The 20,617-nt window shown below is 62.1% G+C and carries 22 protein-coding genes and 2 tRNA genes; 15 read left to right on the plus strand and 9 right to left on the minus strand.

Features of this window, described 5'->3' with window-relative positions; genetic code table 11:
* Positions 1-30 precede the first annotated feature (30 nt).
* Complete coding sequence (gene ampH / locus ITX55_RS06915) at positions 31-1,173, minus strand: D-alanyl-D-alanine-carboxypeptidase/endopeptidase AmpH (RefSeq protein WP_033651366.1); 1,143 nt, start codon at positions 1,171-1,173, stop codon at positions 31-33.
* A gap of 125 nt (positions 1,174-1,298) precedes the next feature.
* A complete protein-coding gene (locus ITX55_RS06920) occupies positions 1,299-2,057 on the minus strand; it encodes a FadR/GntR family transcriptional regulator (RefSeq protein ID WP_033641770.1) in 759 nt (252 codons plus the stop codon).
* 236 nt (positions 2,058-2,293) lie between these two features.
* Here ITX55_RS06920 and ITX55_RS06925 point away from each other — a divergent pair, with 236 nt between their 5' ends.
* From ITX55_RS06925 to fucP, 7 genes are read left to right on the plus strand one after another with little or no spacing between them, the layout of a single operon-like run.
* The gene (locus ITX55_RS06925) at positions 2,294-3,034 is read left to right on the plus strand and encodes an SDR family oxidoreductase (RefSeq protein ID WP_046898069.1); all 741 of its coding nucleotides are present in this window, start codon (positions 2,294-2,296) and stop codon (positions 3,032-3,034) included.
* A 25-nt stretch (positions 3,035-3,059) separates the two neighbouring features.
* The gene (locus ITX55_RS06930) at positions 3,060-3,905 is read left to right on the plus strand and encodes a fumarylacetoacetate hydrolase family protein (RefSeq protein ID WP_042783645.1); all 846 of its coding nucleotides are present in this window, start codon (positions 3,060-3,062) and stop codon (positions 3,903-3,905) included.
* 14 nt (positions 3,906-3,919) lie between these two features.
* Positions 3,920-5,197 carry an L-fuconate dehydratase gene (locus ITX55_RS06935; RefSeq protein ID WP_223084973.1) on the plus strand — a complete coding sequence of 426 codons (1,278 nt, stop codon included), beginning with the start codon at positions 3,920-3,922 and terminating at the stop codon, positions 5,195-5,197.
* Positions 5,198-5,211: 14 nt separating this feature from the next.
* Positions 5,212-6,075, plus strand: a complete 864-nt coding sequence (locus ITX55_RS06940; protein ID WP_223084975.1) for an amidohydrolase — start codon at positions 5,212-5,214, stop codon at positions 6,073-6,075.
* The gene (locus ITX55_RS06945) at positions 6,053-6,829 is read left to right on the plus strand and encodes an SDR family oxidoreductase (protein WP_033651361.1); all 777 of its coding nucleotides are present in this window, start codon (positions 6,053-6,055) and stop codon (positions 6,827-6,829) included. Before ITX55_RS06940 ends, ITX55_RS06945 begins: the two co-directional genes overlap by 23 nt.
* On the plus strand, positions 6,826-7,185 hold the full coding sequence (locus ITX55_RS06950; protein WP_015376547.1) for an L-rhamnose mutarotase: 360 nt from the start codon (positions 6,826-6,828) through the stop codon (positions 7,183-7,185). The genes ITX55_RS06945 and ITX55_RS06950 overlap by 4 nt, the downstream gene beginning before the upstream one ends.
* 40 nt (positions 7,186-7,225) lie before the next feature.
* Entirely contained in the window at positions 7,226-8,455 is a 1,230-nt protein-coding gene (gene fucP / locus ITX55_RS06955; protein WP_042783649.1) for an L-fucose:H+ symporter permease, read from the plus strand.
* Position 8,456: 1 nt separating this feature from the next.
* On the opposite strand, the gene ITX55_RS06960 is transcribed toward fucP, so the two are convergent.
* Positions 8,457-9,659: an MFS transporter gene (locus ITX55_RS06960; RefSeq protein ID WP_108680154.1), complete on the minus strand. Its 1,203-nt coding sequence runs from the start codon at positions 9,657-9,659 to the stop codon at positions 8,457-8,459.
* A gap of 108 nt (positions 9,660-9,767) precedes the next feature.
* Here ITX55_RS06960 and ITX55_RS06965 point away from each other — a divergent pair, with 108 nt between their 5' ends.
* Entirely contained in the window at positions 9,768-10,679 is a 912-nt protein-coding gene (locus ITX55_RS06965; protein ID WP_033651358.1) for a LysR family transcriptional regulator, read from the plus strand.
* Positions 10,680-10,689: 10 nt separating this feature from the next.
* Here the strand turns inward: ITX55_RS06965 and ITX55_RS06970 are convergent, their stop codons facing one another.
* The gene (locus ITX55_RS06970) at positions 10,690-11,886 is read right to left on the minus strand and encodes an MFS transporter (protein WP_033641780.1); all 1,197 of its coding nucleotides are present in this window, start codon (positions 11,884-11,886) and stop codon (positions 10,690-10,692) included.
* A gap of 136 nt (positions 11,887-12,022) precedes the next feature.
* Between ITX55_RS06970 and ITX55_RS06975 the strand changes: the two genes are divergently transcribed.
* Positions 12,023-12,619 carry a TetR/AcrR family transcriptional regulator gene (locus ITX55_RS06975; protein ID WP_187048605.1) on the plus strand — a complete coding sequence of 199 codons (597 nt, stop codon included), beginning with the start codon at positions 12,023-12,025 and terminating at the stop codon, positions 12,617-12,619.
* Positions 12,620-12,664: 45 nt separating this feature from the next.
* Here the strand turns inward: ITX55_RS06975 and ITX55_RS06980 are convergent, their stop codons facing one another.
* The gene (locus ITX55_RS06980) at positions 12,665-13,744 is read right to left on the minus strand and encodes a GGDEF domain-containing protein (RefSeq protein WP_033641782.1); all 1,080 of its coding nucleotides are present in this window, start codon (positions 13,742-13,744) and stop codon (positions 12,665-12,667) included.
* A 260-nt stretch (positions 13,745-14,004) separates the two neighbouring features.
* Between ITX55_RS06980 and ITX55_RS06985 the strand changes: the two genes are divergently transcribed.
* Entirely contained in the window at positions 14,005-14,289 is a 285-nt protein-coding gene (locus tag ITX55_RS06985; protein ID WP_033641783.1) for a DUF1435 domain-containing protein, read from the plus strand.
* A gap of 89 nt (positions 14,290-14,378) precedes the next feature.
* Here the strand turns inward: ITX55_RS06985 and ITX55_RS06990 are convergent.
* The 3 genes from ITX55_RS06990 to ITX55_RS07000 all read right to left on the minus strand — a co-directional run bounded on the left by ITX55_RS06990 (position 14,379) and on the right by ITX55_RS07000 (position 15,605).
* A tRNA-Leu gene (locus tag ITX55_RS06990) sits at positions 14,379-14,465 on the minus strand.
* Between the two features lie 36 nt (positions 14,466-14,501).
* A tRNA-Leu gene (locus tag ITX55_RS06995) sits at positions 14,502-14,588 on the minus strand.
* A 72-nt stretch (positions 14,589-14,660) separates the two neighbouring features.
* Positions 14,661-15,605 carry a LysR family transcriptional regulator gene (locus tag ITX55_RS07000; protein ID WP_108680155.1) on the minus strand — a complete coding sequence of 315 codons (945 nt, stop codon included), beginning with the start codon at positions 15,603-15,605 and terminating at the stop codon, positions 14,661-14,663.
* 118 nt (positions 15,606-15,723) lie between these two features.
* Between ITX55_RS07000 and ITX55_RS07005 the strand changes: the two genes are divergently transcribed.
* The gene (locus ITX55_RS07005; protein WP_072626692.1) at positions 15,724-16,716 is read left to right on the plus strand and encodes an aldo/keto reductase; all 993 of its coding nucleotides are present in this window, start codon (positions 15,724-15,726) and stop codon (positions 16,714-16,716) included.
* Between the two features lie 51 nt (positions 16,717-16,767).
* On the opposite strand, the gene rsmC is transcribed toward ITX55_RS07005, so the two are convergent.
* Positions 16,768-17,808, minus strand: a complete 1,041-nt coding sequence (rsmC, locus tag ITX55_RS07010; RefSeq protein ID WP_033641786.1) for a 16S rRNA (guanine(1207)-N(2))-methyltransferase RsmC — start codon at positions 17,806-17,808, stop codon at positions 16,768-16,770.
* 146 nt (positions 17,809-17,954) lie between these two features.
* Here rsmC and ITX55_RS07015 point away from each other — a divergent pair, with 146 nt between their 5' ends.
* The 4 genes from ITX55_RS07015 (at position 17,955) to ITX55_RS07030 (ending at position 20,509) form a co-directional block, all read left to right on the plus strand.
* Positions 17,955-18,392 (plus strand): DNA polymerase III subunit psi, encoded by a 438-nt coding sequence (locus ITX55_RS07015; protein ID WP_046688207.1) that lies wholly within the window; start codon positions 17,955-17,957, stop codon positions 18,390-18,392.
* Positions 18,337-18,780, plus strand: a complete 444-nt coding sequence (rimI, locus tag ITX55_RS07020; RefSeq protein ID WP_033641788.1) for a ribosomal protein S18-alanine N-acetyltransferase — start codon at positions 18,337-18,339, stop codon at positions 18,778-18,780. Before ITX55_RS07015 ends, rimI begins: the two co-directional genes overlap by 56 nt.
* A 154-nt stretch (positions 18,781-18,934) precedes the next feature.
* On the plus strand, positions 18,935-19,240 hold the full coding sequence (locus ITX55_RS07025) for a helix-turn-helix domain-containing protein (RefSeq protein ID WP_072626693.1): 306 nt from the start codon (positions 18,935-18,937) through the stop codon (positions 19,238-19,240).
* A 3-nt stretch (positions 19,241-19,243) separates the two neighbouring features.
* A complete protein-coding gene (locus tag ITX55_RS07030; RefSeq protein ID WP_108680157.1) occupies positions 19,244-20,509 on the plus strand; it encodes a type II toxin-antitoxin system HipA family toxin in 1,266 nt (421 codons plus the stop codon).
* Positions 20,510-20,617 lie beyond the last annotated feature (108 nt).

The raw sequence follows: 20,617 nt of genomic DNA on the forward strand, positions 1-20,617 counted from the left end.
CTGGGGGCGCAGCCAGCTGCGCCCCCCATCTCAACTCTTGTTGGCCGCCAGATCGCTCACCAGGCGGTTGACCGGATCGCTCATGTTGGTGAACTTGCTCAGCTCCGAACGGGTCACCACCACGAACACCCCGACGTTTTTCGCCGGGATCATCGCCATATAGGTGATGAATCCGCCGCCGCCGCCGGTCTTCTGAATGATGCCCGGCAGCCCGTCCTTCGGCGCCATATACACCCAGCCCAATCCCAATGCATCCGCTTGCCCCGGCACGTCCATGCCCTTCAGCGACACCAGATCGTGGCGCTGGAAGTACATGGTTTGCTCGCTGGCGGCGGTGGCTTTGCGCGGGCCGCTGGCGCTGGAGGAGAGGAACTGCTGCATCCAGCGCTGCATGTCGCGCGGGGTGGAGTAGACGCCGCCGCTGCCGGCCGCGGCGGTGGTGTCGCGACAGGCGCTTGGGCCGGCCGCCGCCACCATCAGGCGCGAGCATTGTTCAGGGCTCGGCGTCAGCGTGGTGTCGACCATGCCGAGCGGTGCGGTGATTTTCTCTTTCAGCAGCGCGTTGTAAGGTTTGCCCGCGGCGCGCGACAGCGCGTCGGCCAGCAGATCATACGCCAGGTTGGAGTAGGCGGCGTGCACGCCCGGCGGCGTCGTGATGTTGGCATGCGCCAGCCACTGCCAGCGCTGGGCCTTGGTCGGCCAGGTGAACACCGGCGTTTTCGGCGGCTTCTTGCCCGGCTGCTCGCGCGGCAGCGCGCTGGTGTGGGTCGCCAGGTTCAATAAGGTGATCGGCTGGCCGGCGTTGTAAGCCGGCACATAGGCGCCCTTGGGGGCGTATTTGCGCAGCGGGTCGGTCAGCTTGACCTGGCCTTCCGCCGCCATCTTCACCATCACTTCGCTGGTCATCAGCTTGGTGATCGAGGCGATGCGAATCAGCGAATCCGGGCGCGGGCGCAGGTTGTTGCCGGGCTTGGTGTCGCCGAAGCTGCGGTTAACCACCTGATTGCCGTCGATCACCACCAGCGCCATGCCGGTGGCGCCGCTGTTGTAGAAAATATGTTCGGCATACTGGTCGACGATTTGCGAAGCCAGCTGCGGGGGCGCGGCCTGCACGGCCAGCGGCGCGGCGCACAGGCCCAGCGCCAGCAATAAAGCGGAGACAGAGTTCTTCAACGGTCGTTATCCATTTAACAATGCAGCGGGAAAGGGCGTTATTCGTCGCCCAGTGTAATGCCCCCAGGCCCCTGCTGCATGTAGAAAAAAGAGCGGTGGCGATAAAAATTTTTAACCGCCGCGGCCTATTGCGCGCGGGCGAAAATGGCGATCACTTCGTCCAGGTGCGCCTTCATCGCCTTGCGGGCGCCGCGCACGTCGCGCGCTTCAATTGCCGCCAGGATCGCCCGGTGTTCCAGCTCGGAACGGTGCGGCATGTCGTCCGGCGTATAGTGGCGCTGCAGCACGCGGAACATGCTGCCGTAACGGTGGCCGAGCAGGTGCCCGATGATGAACGCATAGGCCGGGTTGCCGCTGGCCTGGGCGATGCGGATGTGGAACAGCCGATCGCCGGGGTGGGTGGCGGAGCCGGCCCGGTTATCGCGGCAGTTCTGCTCATAGGCGGCGCGGATGCCCGCCAGCTCTTCGTCGGTGGCGTGGCGCGCGGCCAGTGCGGCGGTCTCCGGTTCGATCAACAGGCGGGTTTGCAGCAGTGAAAACGGCGGCAGCTCGGCGTTGAAATCCAGCTCGATATTCAGTTCGTCGTCGATTTCCGCCCACTGGTTGCGGCCGGCCTGGGCCATGACCGGTTCTTGCGACGCCGGCGGCGGCGTTTGCGAACGCACGATCACCCCGTTGCCCACCTTGACGTCCACCAGGCCAATCACTTCCAACGCGATCAGCGCCTCGCGCACCGACGCGCGGCTGACCTGCAACTGCTGGGCAAGATCGCGCTCCGAGGGCAGGCGGCTGCCCGGCGGAAATTCGTTGTTCTCGATAAGACGTTTGAGCTGGTCAGCTATCTGTCTGTAAATCCTTGGGTTTTCCAGTCGGGTAATCGGCATTTTTGACCTTTGACGATTCGGCGTTCAGTGATTTGGCGCACAATTATGCGACAAGGCGCTTGAGTAATCGTTATTCAAGTGTAAAAAAATGGTTAATTGAAATGCGGTTTCAAGGCTGTTTTTATTAACTTCTTCCCCCAACGATAACGCGTAAAGCGTCTTTTGTCATGTTAGAGGCCTGACCTTTAACCGCCTTTAGTGGCCTGACCATTAGACCTTTAGGCCGAGGAGTCAAGATGGATTTAACCGGGAAACGCGTACTGATCACCGCCGCCGGGCAAGGGATCGGATTCACCACCGCCAGGCTGTTCGCCGCCGCCGGTGCCGACGTGATCGCCAGCGACATCAACCTCGAGCGCCTGCAGGGTTGCGCCGGGATCCGCGCGCTGGCGCTGAACGTCACCGATCCGGCCGCCATCGCGGCGGCGGCGGAAGCGATCGGCCCGATCGACGTGTTGTTCAACTGCGCCGGCGTGGTGCACAGCGGATCGATCCTCGATTGCAGCGAGGATCAGTGGGCGTTCGCGCTCGATCTCAACGTGACCGCAATGTTCCGCATGATCCGCGCCTTCCTGCCGGGCATGTTGGCGCGCGGTAAAGGTTCGATCATCAACATGTCCTCGGTGGCCTCGAGCGTGAAAGGGGTGCCGAACCGCTTCGCCTACGGCGCCAGCAAGGCGGCGGTGATTGGCCTGACGCGCTCGGTGGCGGCGGATTACGTCACCCAGGGCATCCGCTGCAACGCCATCTGCCCCGGCACGGTGGAATCGCCGTCGCTGCGCCAGCGCATCAATGAGCAGGCGCGCGAGCAGGGGCGTAGCGAGCAAGAGGTGTATCAGGCGTTCGTCGCCCGCCAGCCGATCGGGCGCATCGGCACCACCGAGGAAATTGCCCAGTTGGCGCTGTACCTGGCCTCCGACGCCAGTTCGTACACCACCGGCACGGTGCAGATCATCGACGGCGGCTGGAGCAACTGAGCCGTCATTTTTGAGAGAGGAACGCATGAAACTTTTACGTTACGGGGAACCCGGGCAAGAGCGCCCCGGCATGTTGGATGCGCAGGGCCGCCTGCGCGATCTGTCGCAGCATATCGCCGACGTGGGCGGCGCCGCGTTATCGCCGGCGTCGCTCGCCAAACTGCGTGCGCTGGACAGCGCCGCGTTGCCGCTGGTCGAGGGGCAGCCGCGCCTCGGCGCCTGCGTCGGCGGCATCGGCAAGTTCATCTGCATCGGCCTGAACTACGCCGATCACGCGGCGGAAACCGGCGCGGCCATTCCTGAAGAACCGGTGGTGTTCAACAAATGGACCAGCGCGGTGGTCGGCCCCTACGACCGGGTGGAGATCCCGCGCGGCTCGCAGAAAACCGACTGGGAAGTGGAGCTGGGCGTGGTGATCGGCCTGGGCGGGCGCTACATCAGCGAAGCGGACGCGATGCGCCACGTCGCCGGTTATTGCGTGATCAACGACGTCTCAGAACGCGAATATCAAATTGAGCGCGGCGGCACCTGGGACAAGGGCAAAGGCTGCGACACCTTCGGGCCGATCGGGCCCTGGCTGGTGACCGCCGACGAAATCGCCGATCCGCACAGCCTGAACCTGTGGCTGGAGGTGGACGGCAAGCGCTATCAGGACGGCAACACCAGCACCATGATCTTCCGCATTCCACAGATCGTCAGCTACCTCAGCCGCTTTATGAGCCTGCAGCCGGGCGACGTGATCTCCACCGGTACGCCGCCGGGCGTCGGCATGGGGCAGAAACCGCAGCCCGTCTATCTGCGGGCGGGCCAGACGATGCGTCTGGGCATCGAAGGGCTGGGCGAACAGCGCCAGCAAACCGTACAGGCTTAACCGGGAGCGCCGCCATGACCACCATTACCGCACTGCGGGTTGAAGACATTCGCTTCCCCACCTCGTTGGGGCTGGACGGATCCGACGCCATGAATCCGGATCCCGACTATTCCGCCGCCTACGTGATCCTGGAGACCGATCGCACGGATCTCAGCGGCCACGGGCTGACGTTCACCATCGGCCGCGGCAACGAGATCTGCTGCGCGGCGATCCGCGCGCTGGAACATCAGATCGTCGGTGAGCAACTGGAGACGATCGCCGCCGACATGGGCGCCTTCTGGCGGCGCTTCACCAGCGACAGCCAGCTGCGCTGGATCGGGCCGGACAAAGGCGCCATTCACCTGGCGACCGGCGCGGTGGTCAACGCGGTGTGGGATCTGTGGGCCAAATCGGTCGGCAAGCCGGTGTGGCGGCTGGTGGCGGAGATGACGCCGGAGGAACTGGTGCGCTGCATCGACTTCCGTTACATCACCGACTGCATCACGCCGCAGGAAGCGCTGGCGCTGCTGAAACAGCGGGCCGAGGGCAAAGAACGGCGCCTGGAGCGGCTGCTGCAGGAAGGGTACCCCTGTTACACCACCTCCGCCGGCTGGCTGGGTTACCCGGACGACAAGCTGCGCCGCCTGTGCCAGGAAGCGGTCGACGCCGGTTTCTCCTACCTGAAGCTGAAGGTCGGGCGCGATCTGGAAGACGACATTCGCCGGGTGCGCATCGCCCGTGAGGTGATCGGCCCGGATCGCCGGCTGATGATCGACGCCAACCAGGTGTGGGAGGTGGGCGAAGCCATTCCGTGGGTGAAACATCTGGCGTTCGCCAACCCCTGGTTTATCGAAGAACCGACCAGCCCGGACGACGTGGAAGGGCATCGCCGCATCCGCGAAGGGGTGGCGCCGGTCAAGGTGGCCACCGGTGAGATGTGCCAGAACCGCATCATGTTCAAGCAGTTCATCATGCGCGGCGCGGTGGACGTGGTGCAGATCGACGCCTGCCGTCTCGGCGGCGTCAACGAAGTGCTGGCGGTGATGCTGATGGCGGCCAAATACCAGCTGCCGGTCTGCCCGCACGCCGGCGGCGTCGGGCTGTGCGAATACGTGCAGCACCTGTCGATGATCGACTACCTGTGCATCGCCGGCACCCACGAAGGGCGGGTGATCGAGTACGTCGATCATTTGCATGAACACTTTGTCGATCCCTGCGTGATCAACGGCGCGGCCTACATGCCGCCGAGCCGTCCCGGTTACTCGATCGAGATGCATCCGTCGTCGATCGAGCAGTATCGGTTCCGCGGGTGAGGCGGGAGGATCGCATGCCGCGCATCGACGCTCACCAGCACTACTGGCGCTACCACCCGCAGCACTACCCGTGGATCGACGAGCGGATGCGCGTGCTGCGACAGGATTTCGATCCGCCCCGGCTGCGGCCGCTGTTGCAGGAACACGGCTTCGACGGCGCACTGGCGGTGCAGGCGCGCCCCAGCGAGGACGAGACGCTGGCCCTGCTGGCGCTGGCTGAGCAGAGCGAGGGCGTATGCGGCGTGGTGGGCTGGTTGGATATCGCCGCGCCGCAGCTGGCGCAGCGTCTGGAGGCCTGGCGGCCTTACAGCGCGCTGCGCGGGGTGCGCCATCAGGTGCAGGACGAAGCGGATCCGGCGGCCTGGCTGGCGCGGCCGGAGGTGGATCGCGGCATGCAAACGCTGCAGCGCGCCGGGTATGTGTACGAGATCCTGGTGACGCACCGGGATCTGGCGGCCGCGGCGGCGTTTGCCGGCCACCACGACCAACACAGGCTGGTGCTGGATCACCTCGGCAAGCCGGACATCGCGCGCGGCGCGCGGCACTGGGCGCAGCAAATCCGGCCGTTGGCGGCGCTGCCGCACGTGGCCTGCAAGCTGTCGGGGCTGATCACCGAGGCGCCGGGTGGCCGGTGGCGCGCGGAAGAACTGCTGCCGTTCTTCGATGCCGCGCTGGAGGCGTTCGGCCCGCAGCGGCTGATGTTCGGCTCCGATTGGCCGGTGTGCCTGCTGGCCGGCGACTACCGCCAGGTGGTGCAACTGTGTGAACGGGCCCTCTCGACGCTGGGGGCTGCCGAGCAGGCGGCGATTTGGGGCGACACCGCCTGGAGAATTTACGGGTTAACGGAGTCTGGTTATGGATCTGTATCTGCAAGATAAGGTGGTGCTGGTCACCGGCGGCGGTGCCGGCATCGGCGCGGCGATTTCTCATGTGCTGGCCGAGGAAGGGGCGATCCCGGTGCTGGTCACCAACGCCGCGCCGGAGGCGGCGCTGCTGGCCGATTTACAGCGGTTGCAGCCGCGCACCGGGGTGATCCTCACCGAATTGTGCGACGAGGCGGCCTGCCGCCGGGCGGTCAGCCAGACGCTGGCGACCTTCGGCCGCATTGACGGGCTGGTGAACAACGCCGGGGTCAACGACGGCGTCGGGTTGGAGGCGGGGCGCGAAGCGTTCGTCGGCTCGCTGGAAAAGAATCTGGTGCATTACTACCTGATGGCGCACCTGTGCCAGGCGGCGCTGCGGGAGAGCCGGGGCGCCATCGTCAACATCGCCTCCAAGACCGCACTCAGCGGGCAGGGGGGCACCAGCGGCTACACCGCCGCCAAGGGCGCGGTGCTGGCGCTGACGCGCGAATGGGCGGTGTCGCTGCGCCATGATGGGGTGCGGGTGAACGCGGTGGTGCCGGCGGAGGTGATCACCCCGCAGTACCAGCGCTGGCTCAACACCTTCGCCGAGCCGCAGCGGCAGATGGAGAAGATCACCGCGCGCATTCCGCTCGGGCAGCGCATGACCACGCCGCAGGAGATCGCCGATACCGTGGCGTTTCTGCTGTCGTCGCGGTCATCACACACCACTGGACAGTGGCTGTCGGTGGACGGCGGCTACCTGCATCTCGATCGGGCGCTGACGTGAGCGGCGCGGCGGCAGGGCGGCGCCGTTTCTGCCAGGCGCTCGATCTGATTGACTCACCGGCGCTGATTGCGGAGTACCAGCAGCATCATCAGCGCATTTGGCCGGGCATCGCCGCGCATTTGCGCGAGCACGGCATTCTGGACATGGAGATTTACCGGTTAGGCACCCGGCTGTTCATGATCGTGGAGGTCAGCGCCGATTTCGACGCCGCGCGTTTTGACGCCGCCAGCCTGAACAACCCCGAAGTGCAGCGATGGGAAGCGCTGATGTGGCACTACCAGGCCGCCACCCCCTGGACGCCGCAGGGCGAAAAATGGGTGGAAATGGCGCGGATTTTCTCTCTGCAACAGCAATAACGCCAACATCATCATCGCCAGACGATACGAGGGTATCACCATGCTTGCTGAAAAAAGTGCGGCCTCCGCGCAGCCGGGCGTCCCCGTGACCGCCAATCTGCGCTGGGCCTTTATCCTGGTCACCAGCCTGTTCTTCATGTGGGGGCTGTCCTATGGCCTGCTGGACGTATTAAACAAACATTTTCAGGAGACGCTGCACGTCACCAAGGCGCAGTCGGGGCTGCTGCAGGCGGCGTACTTCGGCGCCTATTTCCTGGTGGCGCTGCCCGCCGGTTATTTCATGGATCGCAAGGGCTATAAGGCGGGCATTCTGGTCGGGCTGTGCCTGTACGCACTGGGCGCGCTGCTGTTCGTGCCGGCGGCGTCGGCCAACAGCTTCGCCGTATTCCTGTTCGCGCTGTTCGTTATCGCCAGCGGCCTGGGCTGCCTGGAAACGGCGGCCAACCCGTACGCCACGGTGTTGGGCGACGCGCAGGGCGCCGAACGGCGGCTCAACCTGGCCCAGTCGTTCAACGGCCTCGGGCAGTTTATCGGCCCGCTGATCGGCGGCACGCTGTTCTTCTCCGCCGGCCAGTCCGTCGGCGGCGGCGATCAGAGCGCGGTGAAGATGACCTATGTGGCGATCGCCGCGCTGGTGCTGCTGATCGCGCTGTTGTTCAGCCGCACCCGGCTGCCGGCGATCCGCGAAGAGGAAAAACCGGTGCACGGCGTGATAGCGCAGGGGTTGTGGCAGCATCCGCATTTCGTCGGCGGGGTCATCACGCAGTTTTTCTACGTGGCGGCGCAGGTGGGCGTGGGGGCGTTCTTCATCAACTACGCCACCGAGCACTGGCGCGAGGTGTCTAACCAGAGCGCCTCTTACCTGCTGTCGATCGCCATGATCTGCTTTATGGTCGGACGTTTCTTCAGCACCTGGCTGATGGGACGGGTCAAACCGGCGACGCTGCTGGCGGTCTATGCGCTGATCAACATTGCGCTGTGCGGTGTGGTAATGCTGAGCGTCGACGGCGTCTCGGTGGTGGCGCTGATCGCGGTGTTCTTCTTTATGTCGATCATGTTCCCGACCATTTTCGCCCTGGGGGTGAAAAATCTGGGCAAGCACACCAAGCGCGCCAGCTCGTTCATGATCATGGCGATCGTCGGCGGCGCCATCATGCCTTACTTTATGGGGGCGCTGGCCGACCGTTACAGCACCGCGCTCTCTTATCTGCTGCCGCTGCTGTGTTTCGCGGTGGTGTTGGTTTACGGCCTGCGGCAGCGCCGCGCCTGACTCACCCCGGCGGCGAATCGGCTTTCGCCGCCGTTTTCGGCATCTGCCGCCGGGTCCCCATCAGGATGGCCAACGCCAGCAGCAGCACCAGGCTGGACAGCGCGCCGTTTATCGTCAGGCCGCCGGCATCCACCACCAGCCCGCCCACCAGCGAACCGCAGGAAATCGCCAGGTTAAACAGCGCGATATACAGTGAAGAGGCGACCTCGGCCGCATCGGGCGCCGCCTTGAGCATCCACGCCATCAGCGCAACGGAAACGCCGCCGTAGGCGATGCCCCACAGCAGCAGGAAGGCGCCGCCGCTCAGCGGCGTGTGGCCCAGCAGCGGCAGCAGCAGGACGGCGAGCGCCAGCCCGAGGGCGATCAGCGCCAGGGTGCGGCGCAGTCGTTTGGCGGCGGCCTGGCCGGCGATAAAATTCCCGACGAGGCCGGCGATGCCGTAGGCGAACAGCAGCGGCCCCACCCAGCGGCTCTCGATGCCGGAGACCGTCTGCAGCAGCGGACGGACAAAGGTGTAAGCCATAAAGTGGCCGGCGACCAGCAGAAACGTCAGCAGCAGCCCGGTCAGCAGCCGGCGATTCGCGCGTTGCGCGGTGAACGACCGCCAGCCGATCGCCTGCGTGACCGGCAGCGGCGGCAGCACGCACACCAGCAGGAGCAGGGTCAGCGCCGCCAGAACGGCGACCGCCAGAAACGCCATGCGCCAGCCCAGCGCTTCGCCGAGGAATACCCCGAGCGGCACGCCGAATACCGAGGCCGCCGCTACGCCGCCGAAGATGATGGACAGCGCCAATCCGACGGAGGCCGGCGGCACCAGGCGTTCCGCCAGCCCGCCGGCGATGGCCCAGATACCGCCGATGCAAAAGCCCAGCAGGATGCGCGCAGCGAACAGCAGCGCCAGGGAGGTGGCGGCGGCGGCCAGCAGGTTAGCGGCTGTCAGCAGCAGCAGAAAGCCCGCCAGCAGGTTGCGGCGGTCCGTGCGCCGGGCGCCCAGCACCACCAGCGGGGCGAACAGCGCGGCGAACAGGGCCGGCAGGGAAATCAGCAGCCCGGCGCGGCCGATCGATGCGTTCAGGGTGTTGACGATCGGGGTCAGCAGCCCGACGGGCAGCATTTCTGCGGTGACGACGGTAAAGGTGGACAGGCCGACCGCGAAGGTCGCCAGCCACGCTTTTGCGCCGCCGTCGGCGTGTAAGGCACTCATAATGACTCTCCCAACAGATGACGAACCTCAGTGTATCCGCGCCAAAATGGCTGATAAACTGGCCTGAATGCGCAACATTGGGGACAAAGCGTGGCTAATTTACCGTCTATGCCGTTGGATAACCTGACCGACCTGCTGGTATTCATTCGCGTCGCCGACGCCTGCAGCTTCACGCTGGCGGCCGAGAGACTGGGCATCTCCCGATCGGCGGCGGGCAAATGCGTGAACCGATTGGAGGCGCGATTGGCGACCCGGCTGCTGCAACGCACCACGCGCAGCGTCAGCCTGACCGAAGACGGCGCGGTGTTTTACGAATATGCGCAGCGCATCCTGTCGCAGGCCGAAGAGGCGGAAACGGCGCTCAATACGCGGCGGCAAACCCCGCGCGGGCGGCTGCGGCTGGATGTGCCGGTCTCGTTGGGGCGGTTGCATATTTTGCCGATTCTGCGGGAATTTTTGGCGCAGTGGCCGGAGGTGGACGCCGACGTCAGCTTCTCCGACGATTACAGCGATTTGGTGCGCGACGGTATCGATGTGGCGATCCGCGTCGGCGGCAGCGACGACAGTCGGCTGGTGCGGCGGGTGCTCGCGCCGCACCGCCTGATCACCTGCGCGGCGCCGGACTATCTGGCGCGCTACGGCACGCCTGCGACACCGGAGGCGCTGGGCGATCACGAGACGCTGGTCTTCAGCCACCAGGGATTGCCGGCGCCCTGGCGCTATCGGGTTAACGGCCAACTGCACGAACAGCCGGTGCGCGGCCGGATGCGTTTCAACAACGTCGAGGCATTGCGGGATGCAGCCGTCGCCGGGGCCGGTCTGTGTCAGGTAGGGGCGTTTCTGGTCGGTGAACAGATGGCGGCCGGCACGCTGGTGCCGGTGCTGGAACGCTATTGTCGCCCGGGGCCGCCGATCTGCGCCGTCTATCCCAGCCGACGCCATCTCTCCCCCAAAGTGAAACTGTTTCTGGCGGCGATCGAACGGCGCTGGCAGGGCAAGGCGATTTGGGAAACCGTTTAGCGCAGGCGGTTCACGCCGCTTTCAAGGCCAGCGTTCGCCGCATTAGGCGATAGCCGCCGGCCGCCACCAGCAGTACGACCAGGCCGGCCGTGAGCGTGACGCCAAAGCCGGCCGTTATCCCCGCAGCGTCGATCGCCAGGCCCGCCAGGGCTGCGCCGAACGCCACGCCTATCCCCAGACCGGTGACCATCCAGGTCAATCCCTCCGTCAGCCTGGCGGGGGGCACGATGTTTTCAACCAGCCCCATGGCAATGATCATGGTCGGCGCGAAAAACAGTCCGGCGACAAACATCGCCGCCGCCAGCGTCAAGACATTGTGCACCCACAGCAGCGGCAGGGTAGTGAATGCGGTGGCGAACGCCGCGTATAAGAACAGGCGGGGCAAGGGGACGGGGATCTTCATTGCGCCGAAAATCAGCCCGGCGAGGCAGGAGCCAAACGCGTAAACCGACAGTACGATGCTGGCGGCGGCCGGCTGGCCTTGCTGCTCGGCGAAGGCCACGCTGATGACGTCCACGGTGCCGACAATGGTGCCCAGGGCGATCAGCGCCAGCACCAGAATTTGCATTGACGGCATAGCCAGGATGGCGCGCTGCCGCTCGCTGTTGCGGGTGTAAACCGGGGGCTGTGTGCTTTTTTGCAAGGCGAATGCCGTGACGCCCGCCACCAGAAGCAGCGCGGCCACCAGAGGGCCGGCTTCTGGGAAAAGTGAAACGCTGAGCCCCACGGCGATCGGCGGGCCGATGATAAAGGCGACTTCGTCCAACACCGACTCGAATGAAAATGCCGTGTGCAGCTGCGGCGTGCCGCGATAAATTTCGCTCCAGCGAGCTCTGACCATCGCGGAGATACTGGGCATGCCGCCCGCGAGCGCGGCGAAGACGAACAGCGCCCAATCCGGTGCCTGGTAGCGAGTGCAAATCAGCAGCAGCAAGAGGGCGATCGCGCTGGTCCCGGTGGCATACGGCAGCACTCGGCGTTGGCCGAAGCGATCCGCTGCGCGCGCGATCTGCGGCGCGAGCAGCGCCATGGAAAAGGCGAACGTCGCCGCCACCGCGCCCGCTAACCAATAGGAGCCGCGTACCTGCGAGAGCATGGTAATGATGCCGATGCCGGTCATCGAGACCGGCAGGCGCGCGATTAGCCCGGCAGAGGAAAACGCCTTGCTGCCCGGGGCGGTGAACAGTTTGAAATAAGGATTTGCCATAAAATGGGCTCCGGAATGTTGCGGCTCGGTATTCGCTCAATGTCCATCATTGACATACGCCACGTATGTTACGTTAATTGACATACATAGCGTATGTCAATTATAACGTCATCAATAACGAGGCGGGAGTGAACCCATGGCACGTAAAGCGCGTACCGAAATGATTGAAGAAACCCGACAAAAGCTGGTGGCGGCGGCCCGCCTGCAATTCGGCAACGTGGGGTATGCCGAAACGGTGATGGATGATCTCACCGCCCAGGCCGGCCTGACGCGCGGCGCGCTCTATCACCATTTTGGCGATAAAAAGGGGCTGTTCCTGGCGGTGGTGCAGGCGATAGACGCGGAGATGGATGCGCATCTGGCTGAGATAACCGCGAGTACTGCGGATGACTGGGAGGCTTTTGCGGCGCGTTGCCGCAGTTATCTGATCATGATGACGGAGCCGCAAGCGCAACGCATTCTGTTGCGTGATTCACCTTCGGTGCTGGGAGCTGAATATCTGCGGGCCAGCAAGCTGGCGTGCATCAGCTGGATGACGGGCGCATTGGAGGTATTGATGGCGCAGCGGCGTATCGCCGTTGCCGATCCGGAAGCGCTGGCGCATTTAATCAACGGCGGCCTGATGGATGCCGCGCTGTGGGTCGCCCATCATCCGGAAAAAGACGTGGGGCTGGAACAAGCCTTGGCCAGTTTGAACCTGTTGCTGAACGGGCTGCGTTCCACCGCCGTATAGCCGTATAAGTGTTGATGTCAGCCGCCGCGCCGTTACCACGGCGGCTTAAGAGTGAACGGCAGCGGGCTCGACGTTTTGCGCCAGCTGAATATTGTTGCGTCCGCTGTGCTTCGCCAGATAGAGCGCGGCGTCGGCTGCACCTATCGCCGATTCGATGTCCAGTTTTTCCAGCGCGGAGATGCCGGCGCTGAGCGTCAGCGTGCCGCTGTGCTGCGGACTGGCGCCGTGCGGGATGTTCAGCTCCGCCACCCGCTGGCGCACCCGTTCGGCCAGTTGCGCCGCGTAGCCTTCGTGCACGTTGGTCAGCAGCACCAAAAATTCTTCCCCGCCGTAACGCACCACGATGTCGCGCGAACGCACCGCATCGCGGATGGCGACCGCCACCTGCACCAATGCCCGATCGCCCATGGCGTGGCCGTAGCTGTCGTTATAGACCTTGAAGTGGTCGATATCCAGCAACAGCACGTAATGATGGCCGGTTTGCGGTTCCAGCAGCATCGTGATCTTATTCTCCAGCCCGCGCCGGTTATAAAGGCCGGTCAGAGGATCGATCATGCTCAAATTATTGAATTTATCGCGCTCGTTATACAGGTTGGCCACCAGCGCGTGAGTAAAGATTTCACTGCGTTTCAACATCAGGTGGTGGATGGAGAAAGCGATAATAGGTAATAGCGTGGTGAATAATATCCGCAGGGTATTATGCATGCCGTCTAAAGCCAGGATCACCATTGCGGAAGGCACGGCGTGTAAACAAAAGGCGGTAAAGTTGTCCGTCAGGGAAATAGCGCTGATAAAAAAGATGCTAAACAAACTAATTAATAAAAAATCTTGGTTATTCGGTAGGCAATATTGACTTTTAACGTAAATATGTGCGGCCCAGAGCAGGCCGAGCACGCCGGCGAACAGGTTGAGTTTGCACAAGTATTTGCGTGGCGTTTGCAGGGACAATAGCGCGGCTACCAGACAAAATAGCGGTATACATAATAAAGGTAGGGTAAATGCGGGCGTATCCCTAAAAGGGAACAGTAATGTAAATACGGAAGAGGCGGCATTCATTATCAGAAAAAGAAATAATGCCAGGCGCTGCTTGCTGTTCAGTAATTCCTGATAAGAACGGGCGTTCATACGGAGGTCACTCTTTGCAAAGTCGTTCTGTCGAATAATTAAGGTTGAGAAGCATTCCTTTGGCGCGAATATCCACTTGAATTGCATGGTTGAGTATTGTGATTATTATCATGCAAACAGGACTAGGAATTTTCTTATGTCAAATTATCATTTTTTCATGCTGGTGTCATCTGGGTTTGGTCAGCGCAGTGAAAATGATGCGGCGGCCAAAAAAGTGTTATATGATATTGGTTATCATTATCACTTGAAGGGGGGTTGTCATGCTCACCGCCATGATTGCCGCGTGCGGGCTGTGGGGCGTCAGTTGGTGCCTCGGGGATCGCCTGGCCAGCGCCTGGGGCGTTTTGCTGCCTTGTGCGCTGATGCCGCTGCTGGCCTTGATCGACCTGGATATGGTGCAGTTGCGCACCCTGATCGTGATAGCGATGTTGGCCACGCTGGTCATGTTGTTCAACAGCCGGCTGCGCCACTATCTGCTGCTGCCTTCCTGTATGGCGCTGGCGGGCGGCCTGGCGGCTGTCAGCCTGAACTTCAGCTTCGGGTGAAACGCCGGAAACGGCAAAACCACGCTTAAGCGTGTGATTCATCAATGCGTTGGGATTTTTTCGAGGATACTGCCGGGGAGATCATCAATTGGTGCGAAGAGAGGGACTTGAACCCTCACGTCCGTAAGGACACTAACACCTGAAGCTAGCGCGTCTACCAATTCCGCCACCTTCGCATCGATGCTGAGTGCAATATAAATCATGTGGTTATTTGGTGCGAAGAGAGGGACTTGAACCCTCACGTCCGTAAGGACACTAACACCTGAAGCTAGCGCGTCTACCAATTCCGCCACCTTCGCGTACCAGAAACATTACCGGAGTAACGTTACCACGGAGGCGAATTCTAGAGATTTTGGCGGACACGTCAACAGTTATTTCCCCGCTTTGCGGGCGTTTGCTGGAAAAACAGCCATATCGCCGCTTTTCTGCTGGTCAAACAGCCAAATCAGCCAATCAATCAACACTCTGACCCGCGGCGCCAGGAAACGGCCGGGCGGATACATGATGTAAATCGGCATCGGCGGAGGCGGCGTTTCCGCCAGCACTTCCACCAGTTCGCCCTGTTCCAGCCAAGGGGCAAGCGAATAGCGCGCCGCCTGTATCAATCCCATGCCGGCGCGCGCGCCGGCGATATAGGCGTCGGCGCCGCTGACGCTCAGCCGGGCGGGCAGTTCGCGCAGTTCCAGCTTGCCGCCGCGGCAAAACTCCAGCGGGTAATCGCGGTTGCTGGCCAGCGAAAAATACCCCACCGCGCGGTGCGGCGTCAGGCTATCGATGTCGAGCGGCGTACCGTGGGCCTGCAGGTAAGCGGGGGAAGCGCAGGTGACCTGCGGCAACTGGGCGATGCGCCGCGCCACCAGGCTGTCGTCTTCGGTTTCCCAGGCGCGCAGCACGCAGTCCACGCCTTCGCGCAGCAGATCGACGTGGGTGTCGTTGGCGCCCAGCGCCAGCGTGATGTTGGGATAGCGCCGGTAGAAGTCGTCCAGCGCCGGAATGACGACCTCGCGCGCCAGCGAATGGGGCATATCGATGCGCACTTTGCCGGACGGCTGCAGCTTATGGTGACTGAACAGCGTGTCCGCCTCCTCCAGCGCGCCCAGCAACTGCACGCAGCGTTGATAGTAGAGACTGCCTTCGCTGGTCACCTGCACCTGGCGGGTGGTGCGGATCAGCAGGCGTACGCCCAGCCGCTGTTCCAGCCGTTTCAGCGCGTTGCTGACCGTGGCGCGCGGCAGCTGCAGGCGTTCGGCCGCCCGGCTGAAGCTGCCCAGTTCGACGATGCGGGTAAAAATGCGCATGGCTTGAACCTGATCCATGTCCACTCCGGATTGTTGGTGATTTTTGAACAGTGATGTGCAATCTGAATTATTTATCTTTGTCGCGTAAACAACCAGACTTTGCTGCGTTATCCATTCACCGCATGAGGGCAGCACAATGCAACAACGTAAACTGGGTTCCCACGGTCCCGTCGTCTCCGCCCTGGGGCTGGGATGCATGGGCATGAGCGACTTCTACTCCACCGGCGCCGATCGGCAGGAGGCCATCGCCACGCTGCACCGGGCGCTGGAGCTGGGCGTCACGCTGCTCGACACCGCCGACATGTATGGCCCGCACACCAACGAAGAGCTGGTGGGGGAAGCGATCAAAGGCAAACGGCAACAGGTGTTCCTGGCCACCAAGTTCGGCATCCTGCGCGATCCGGCGGATCCTTCGGCGCGCGGCGTCAGCAGCCGCCCCGAGTATATCCGGCGCTCTGTCGAGGGCAGCCTGCGGCGCTTGGGCGTGGAGGAGATCGATCTTTATTATCAGCATCGGGTCGATCCGCAGGTGCCGATCGAAGACGTCGTCGGCACGATGGCGGATCTGATCCGCGAAGGCAAGATCCGCCATATCGGCCTGAGCGAGGCGTCGGTCGCCACGCTGGAGCGGGCGCACAAGGTGCATCCGATCACGGCGTTGCAGACCGAGTATTCGCTGTGGACCCGCGATGCCGAGCAGGGCGTGCTGGCGGCCTGTGAGCGCCTGGGCATCGGCTTTGTACCCTACAGCCCGTTAGGGCGCGGTTTCCTCACCGGCGCTATCCAGCGGCCGGAGGATCTGGCCGAGGACGACTTCCGCCGCAGCAACCCGCGCTTCCAGGGGGAAAACTTCAGCCGCAATCTGGCGCTGGTGGAGAAGGTGAGCGAGCTGGCGGCGCAGAAGGACGTTAAACCTTCGCAGCTGGCGCTGGCCTGGGTGTTGGCGCAGGGGGAACACATCGTGCCGATCCCCGGCACCAAACGCCGTCGTTACCTGGAAGAGAACGTCGCGGCGGCGGAGATAACGCTGAGCGCGGCTGAGCTGGCGGCGATTGAAGCGGTGTTCCCGCTGAGCGCGGCGGCCGGCGATCGCTACGGCGCGGAGTCGATGACCTACATCAACGGTTAAAAAAAAGCGCGGCCTGCAGGCCGCGCTCTGTCGTTTTCCGCCAACGGCGAATTATTTCTTCTTCGGCGCGCGCGGCGGACGGCCGACGGTCGCCTGGTACACCTTGAAGCGGCCGTTCTGCGCCAGCACTTCGTGGCTGCCGAAGGTGGCGTCCAGAATGTCCGGGTATGGCAGGAAGGCGTTGGCGACAATGCGCAGTTGGCCGCCGATCGGCAGGTGCTTCACCGCGCCGCGGATCAGGGTTTCGGCGGCGGTCAGGCTGGTCTGCAGCCCGTCGTGGAACGGCGGGTTGGAGATGATCATGTCGAAACGGCCGGTGATGTCGGAGTAAACGTTGCTGACGATCACTTCCCCTTCGATGCCGTTGGCGGCCAGCGTCGCGCGGCTGGATTCCACCGCGGCGGCGTTGACGTCGCTGAGGGTCAATTTGACTTTCGGCGACAGCTTGGACATTACCGAGGCCATGACGCCGGCGCCGCAGCCGATGTCCAGCACCTTGCCTTTCATGTGTTTTTCCAGCGTCGACAGCAGCAGCGAGCTGCCGACGTCCAGACCGTCGCGGCTGAACACGCCCGGCAGCGTTTTCACTTCCAGATCGTGCAGCTGATAGCTGTCCCACCAGTCGTTCAGGTCGAACTCGGTCTGCGCGTCCAGGCGGCCGTGATACAGGCCGCAGCGGCGCGCGCTGTCGATTTTCACCAGCGTGACGTGGCCTTCCAGCGTTGGCTCGGCGCTGCGCACGCCGCTGCGGTTTTCACCGACCACGAACACGTCTGCGCCCACCGGCAGCAGCGCCAGGATGTTGCACAGCTGGAATTGCGCTTCCTGCTTGCTCTTCGGCCAGTAGTAAACCAGCGTGTCGCAGTCGGCGACGAAAGCGGGATCGACGGTCAAACCGAACTGCACGTTATCGCCCATCGTCCGGTTCAGTAACTGCCAGTGATGGTATTGCTGAGTGTGGACGCGCACGTCCGCGGCCTCGAATTGGGCCGGCAGGCTGTCCTGCAGGTCGCCGGCAAACAGCACGCGGCGTTCGATAAATTCATCACTGTGGCGCAGCATGACTTCACTGGCGGGGGTTAATGCAGACATCAGATATTGGCTCCTGGAAATGAGACCGGGGATTATAGAGCTTTGTGGCGATATGTTCGACGGGTTTGTTGGCGCGGGCTGCGCGGGTTTGTTAGCATAGCGCGGCGCATGGCAGGCATGGCGCACCACAACGGGTAGGAATCGGCATGGCATCAAAACGCGACTGGCTGTTACAACAACTGGGTATTACGCAGTGGACATTGCGCCGCCCGGGCGTGTTGCAGGGCGAAGTGGCGGTCAGTCTGCCGCCCGAGACGCGCCTGCTGGTGGTGGCGCAGACGCTGCCGGCGCCCGACGATCCGCTGTTTTGCGACGTGCTGCGCAGCCTGGGGCTGACGCCGGCGCAAACCTACAGCCTGACGCCGGAACAGGTGGCGATGCTGCCTGAAGAGACCGCATGTAACAGTTGGCGGCTGGGCGTGACGGAACCGCTCGCGGTCGCCGGCGCGCAGCTACACAGCCCGGCGCTGGCCGAGCTTTCCCAAGACGCGGGGGCCAAACGCGCCCTCTGGCAGCAGATTTGTCATCATGAACACGATTTCTACCCTGACGGCGGCCGACCTGGCCACGGCCTTCAACATTGAGCAAGCCAGCCACGCTTTCCCCTGGACGGAAACCACCTTTGCCAGCAATCAGGGCGATCGCTACCTTAACCTGAAGCTGAGCGCCGATGGGGAGATGGCGGGGTTCGCCATCACGCAGATCGTGCTGGACGAAGCCACGCTGTTCAACATCGCCATTCATCCGCAGCACCAGCGCCGGGGCTTTGGCCGCCTGCTGCTCAACGCGTTGATCGAACAGCTGGAGAGCCGCGGCGTGGTTACGCTGTGGCTGGAAGTCCGCGCCTCCAACCAGGCGGCGATCGCGCTGTATGAAGATCTCGGTTTCAACGAAGTCACCGTGCGTCGTAATTATTACCCGAGCGCCCACGGCCGCGAAGACGCGATCGTGATGGCGTTGCCGCTGGGGTAATCTAAAACATCCTGTTCATTGTTTTCATTCCCTTTTACAACTAAAAAGTTGTTTCTTCATTAATTTACATCAAAAAAGTTGTTTTTCACTGTTTCGACAACTAATTTGTTGTTTATTGCTGGTGAAACAATCAATGCGTTGTTTGGAGGCGCGGATGAGAAAATTATCTGAAATATCAGCGTTGCTGAAAGAAAAACGCAGTGAGTTGGGCTGGAGTCAAAAAGACTTTTTAATGAAGATTGGCATGACCCAACAGCAATATCAGCGTATTGAATCGGGTAGCGATATGCGGGTAAGCACGTTGCTACGAATATTGGCGGCGATGAATTTGGAATATGTCATCGTGCCGAAAAAGTCTGCCCGTGATGTGGAGTGCCTGCTGCAACAGGAAGTGAGTCGCGCACCGGAAGTCGATAAGCCGCAGGATTTTGAAAAAAAACTGAGAGATCTCGAGGACTAGCTGATGAAAGGGCTGCGACAGGTTGAATCGGTACAGGCATTAGCCTTGATATTGCATGGCGTGCGTGTTGGCGTGCTGGCGCATTACAGCGGCGGCAGAAACATCCTGACGTTTGATCCACACTACCTTGCTTTGCCGGAGCGTGTTCGTCCTTTGTTTACGCTCAGGCAGAAGGCGCACACGGGGTATCTTGAGCAAGTTTTACAGTCATCGCAGCGTCTGCCGCCCGTCTTATCCAATTTGTTACCCGAAGGTACACTGCGCGCTTGGGTGGCCCAGTCGTTGAAAACCCACGTGAATGAGGAGTTTCCTTTAATTGCTTGGGCCGGGGGAAACTTGCCGGGAGCGCTTGAAGCACGGCCGCTGGCCGCCAGTGACATACCCGCCTGGGCGCTAACGTCGCGCGGCGAGTTGGAAGCCGTGCAAATTGATGTGGGGATGGCGGCGCAAAAGTTTTCTCTGGCAGGAGTACAAATGAAATTTTCCTCTGTGCGCAAAGAGGGCCGCTTCAACATTTCTTCTCAGGTGGGCGCTGATAGCTGGATCATTAAAACGCCTTCAACGGTTCATCGCCATCTCCCTGAAAATGAATATACGGCAATGCGTTTGGCGCAAGCCATCGGCGTGGATATTCCTGATATTGAGCTGGTTGAACTGACACGACTTGAACACTTGCCTGATATTCGCTTGGCGGATGAACCTTATGCTTATGCCATCCGTCGTTTTGACCGCAGCGAAAGCGGGCGAGTGCATGCAGAAGATTTTGCCCAGATATTCGAGATTTACGCGCACGATAAATACCGCGGCAAAAATTACGATCAGATAGCGGCTTATCTCTATGAGTATGGCAGTGAATCTTTAGCGGATGTGCAGCAAATGGCGCGCCGCTTGTTGGCGAATATTTTGCTCGCCAATGGCGATGCGCACGTAAAAAATTGGTCCATGATCTATCCGCATCAGACTGATGTCCGGCTTTCTCCCGCTTATGACATCGTCACTACGTTGGCTTATATTCCTGGTGAGTCTGAGGCTGCGCTCAATATGGCGAAGGAAAAGCGCTGGGATAGGATCTCAATGCAAACCTTCGAGCGTTGGGCTGAGCGGGTCGATATTCCCTGGCCTGCGATACGGGTGCACCTTGTGGATGCCATCGAAAAGGCGCGAAATTTGTGGCCGACATTATTGGCAGACCTGCCGATGGCGGGCGATCACAAATCGGTATTACGTCGGCATTGGGCCGCTTTGTCTCCCGATTTCCGCCTGCGTTAGCGGGAAATCGGATCCATTGATTGTCACCGGTTGGCAAATCGGCGAAAATGCCCGGCTGTTATCTTTTATTCACCGCTTTGCCCGGCGCCGCGATCGGCGCGTTCTGAT

Origin of the sequence: Serratia sp. EWG9, assembly GCF_019913725.1 — a bacterium.
In the GTDB taxonomy this organism is placed as follows: Bacteria; Pseudomonadota; Gammaproteobacteria; order Enterobacterales; family Enterobacteriaceae; genus Serratia; species Serratia ureilytica.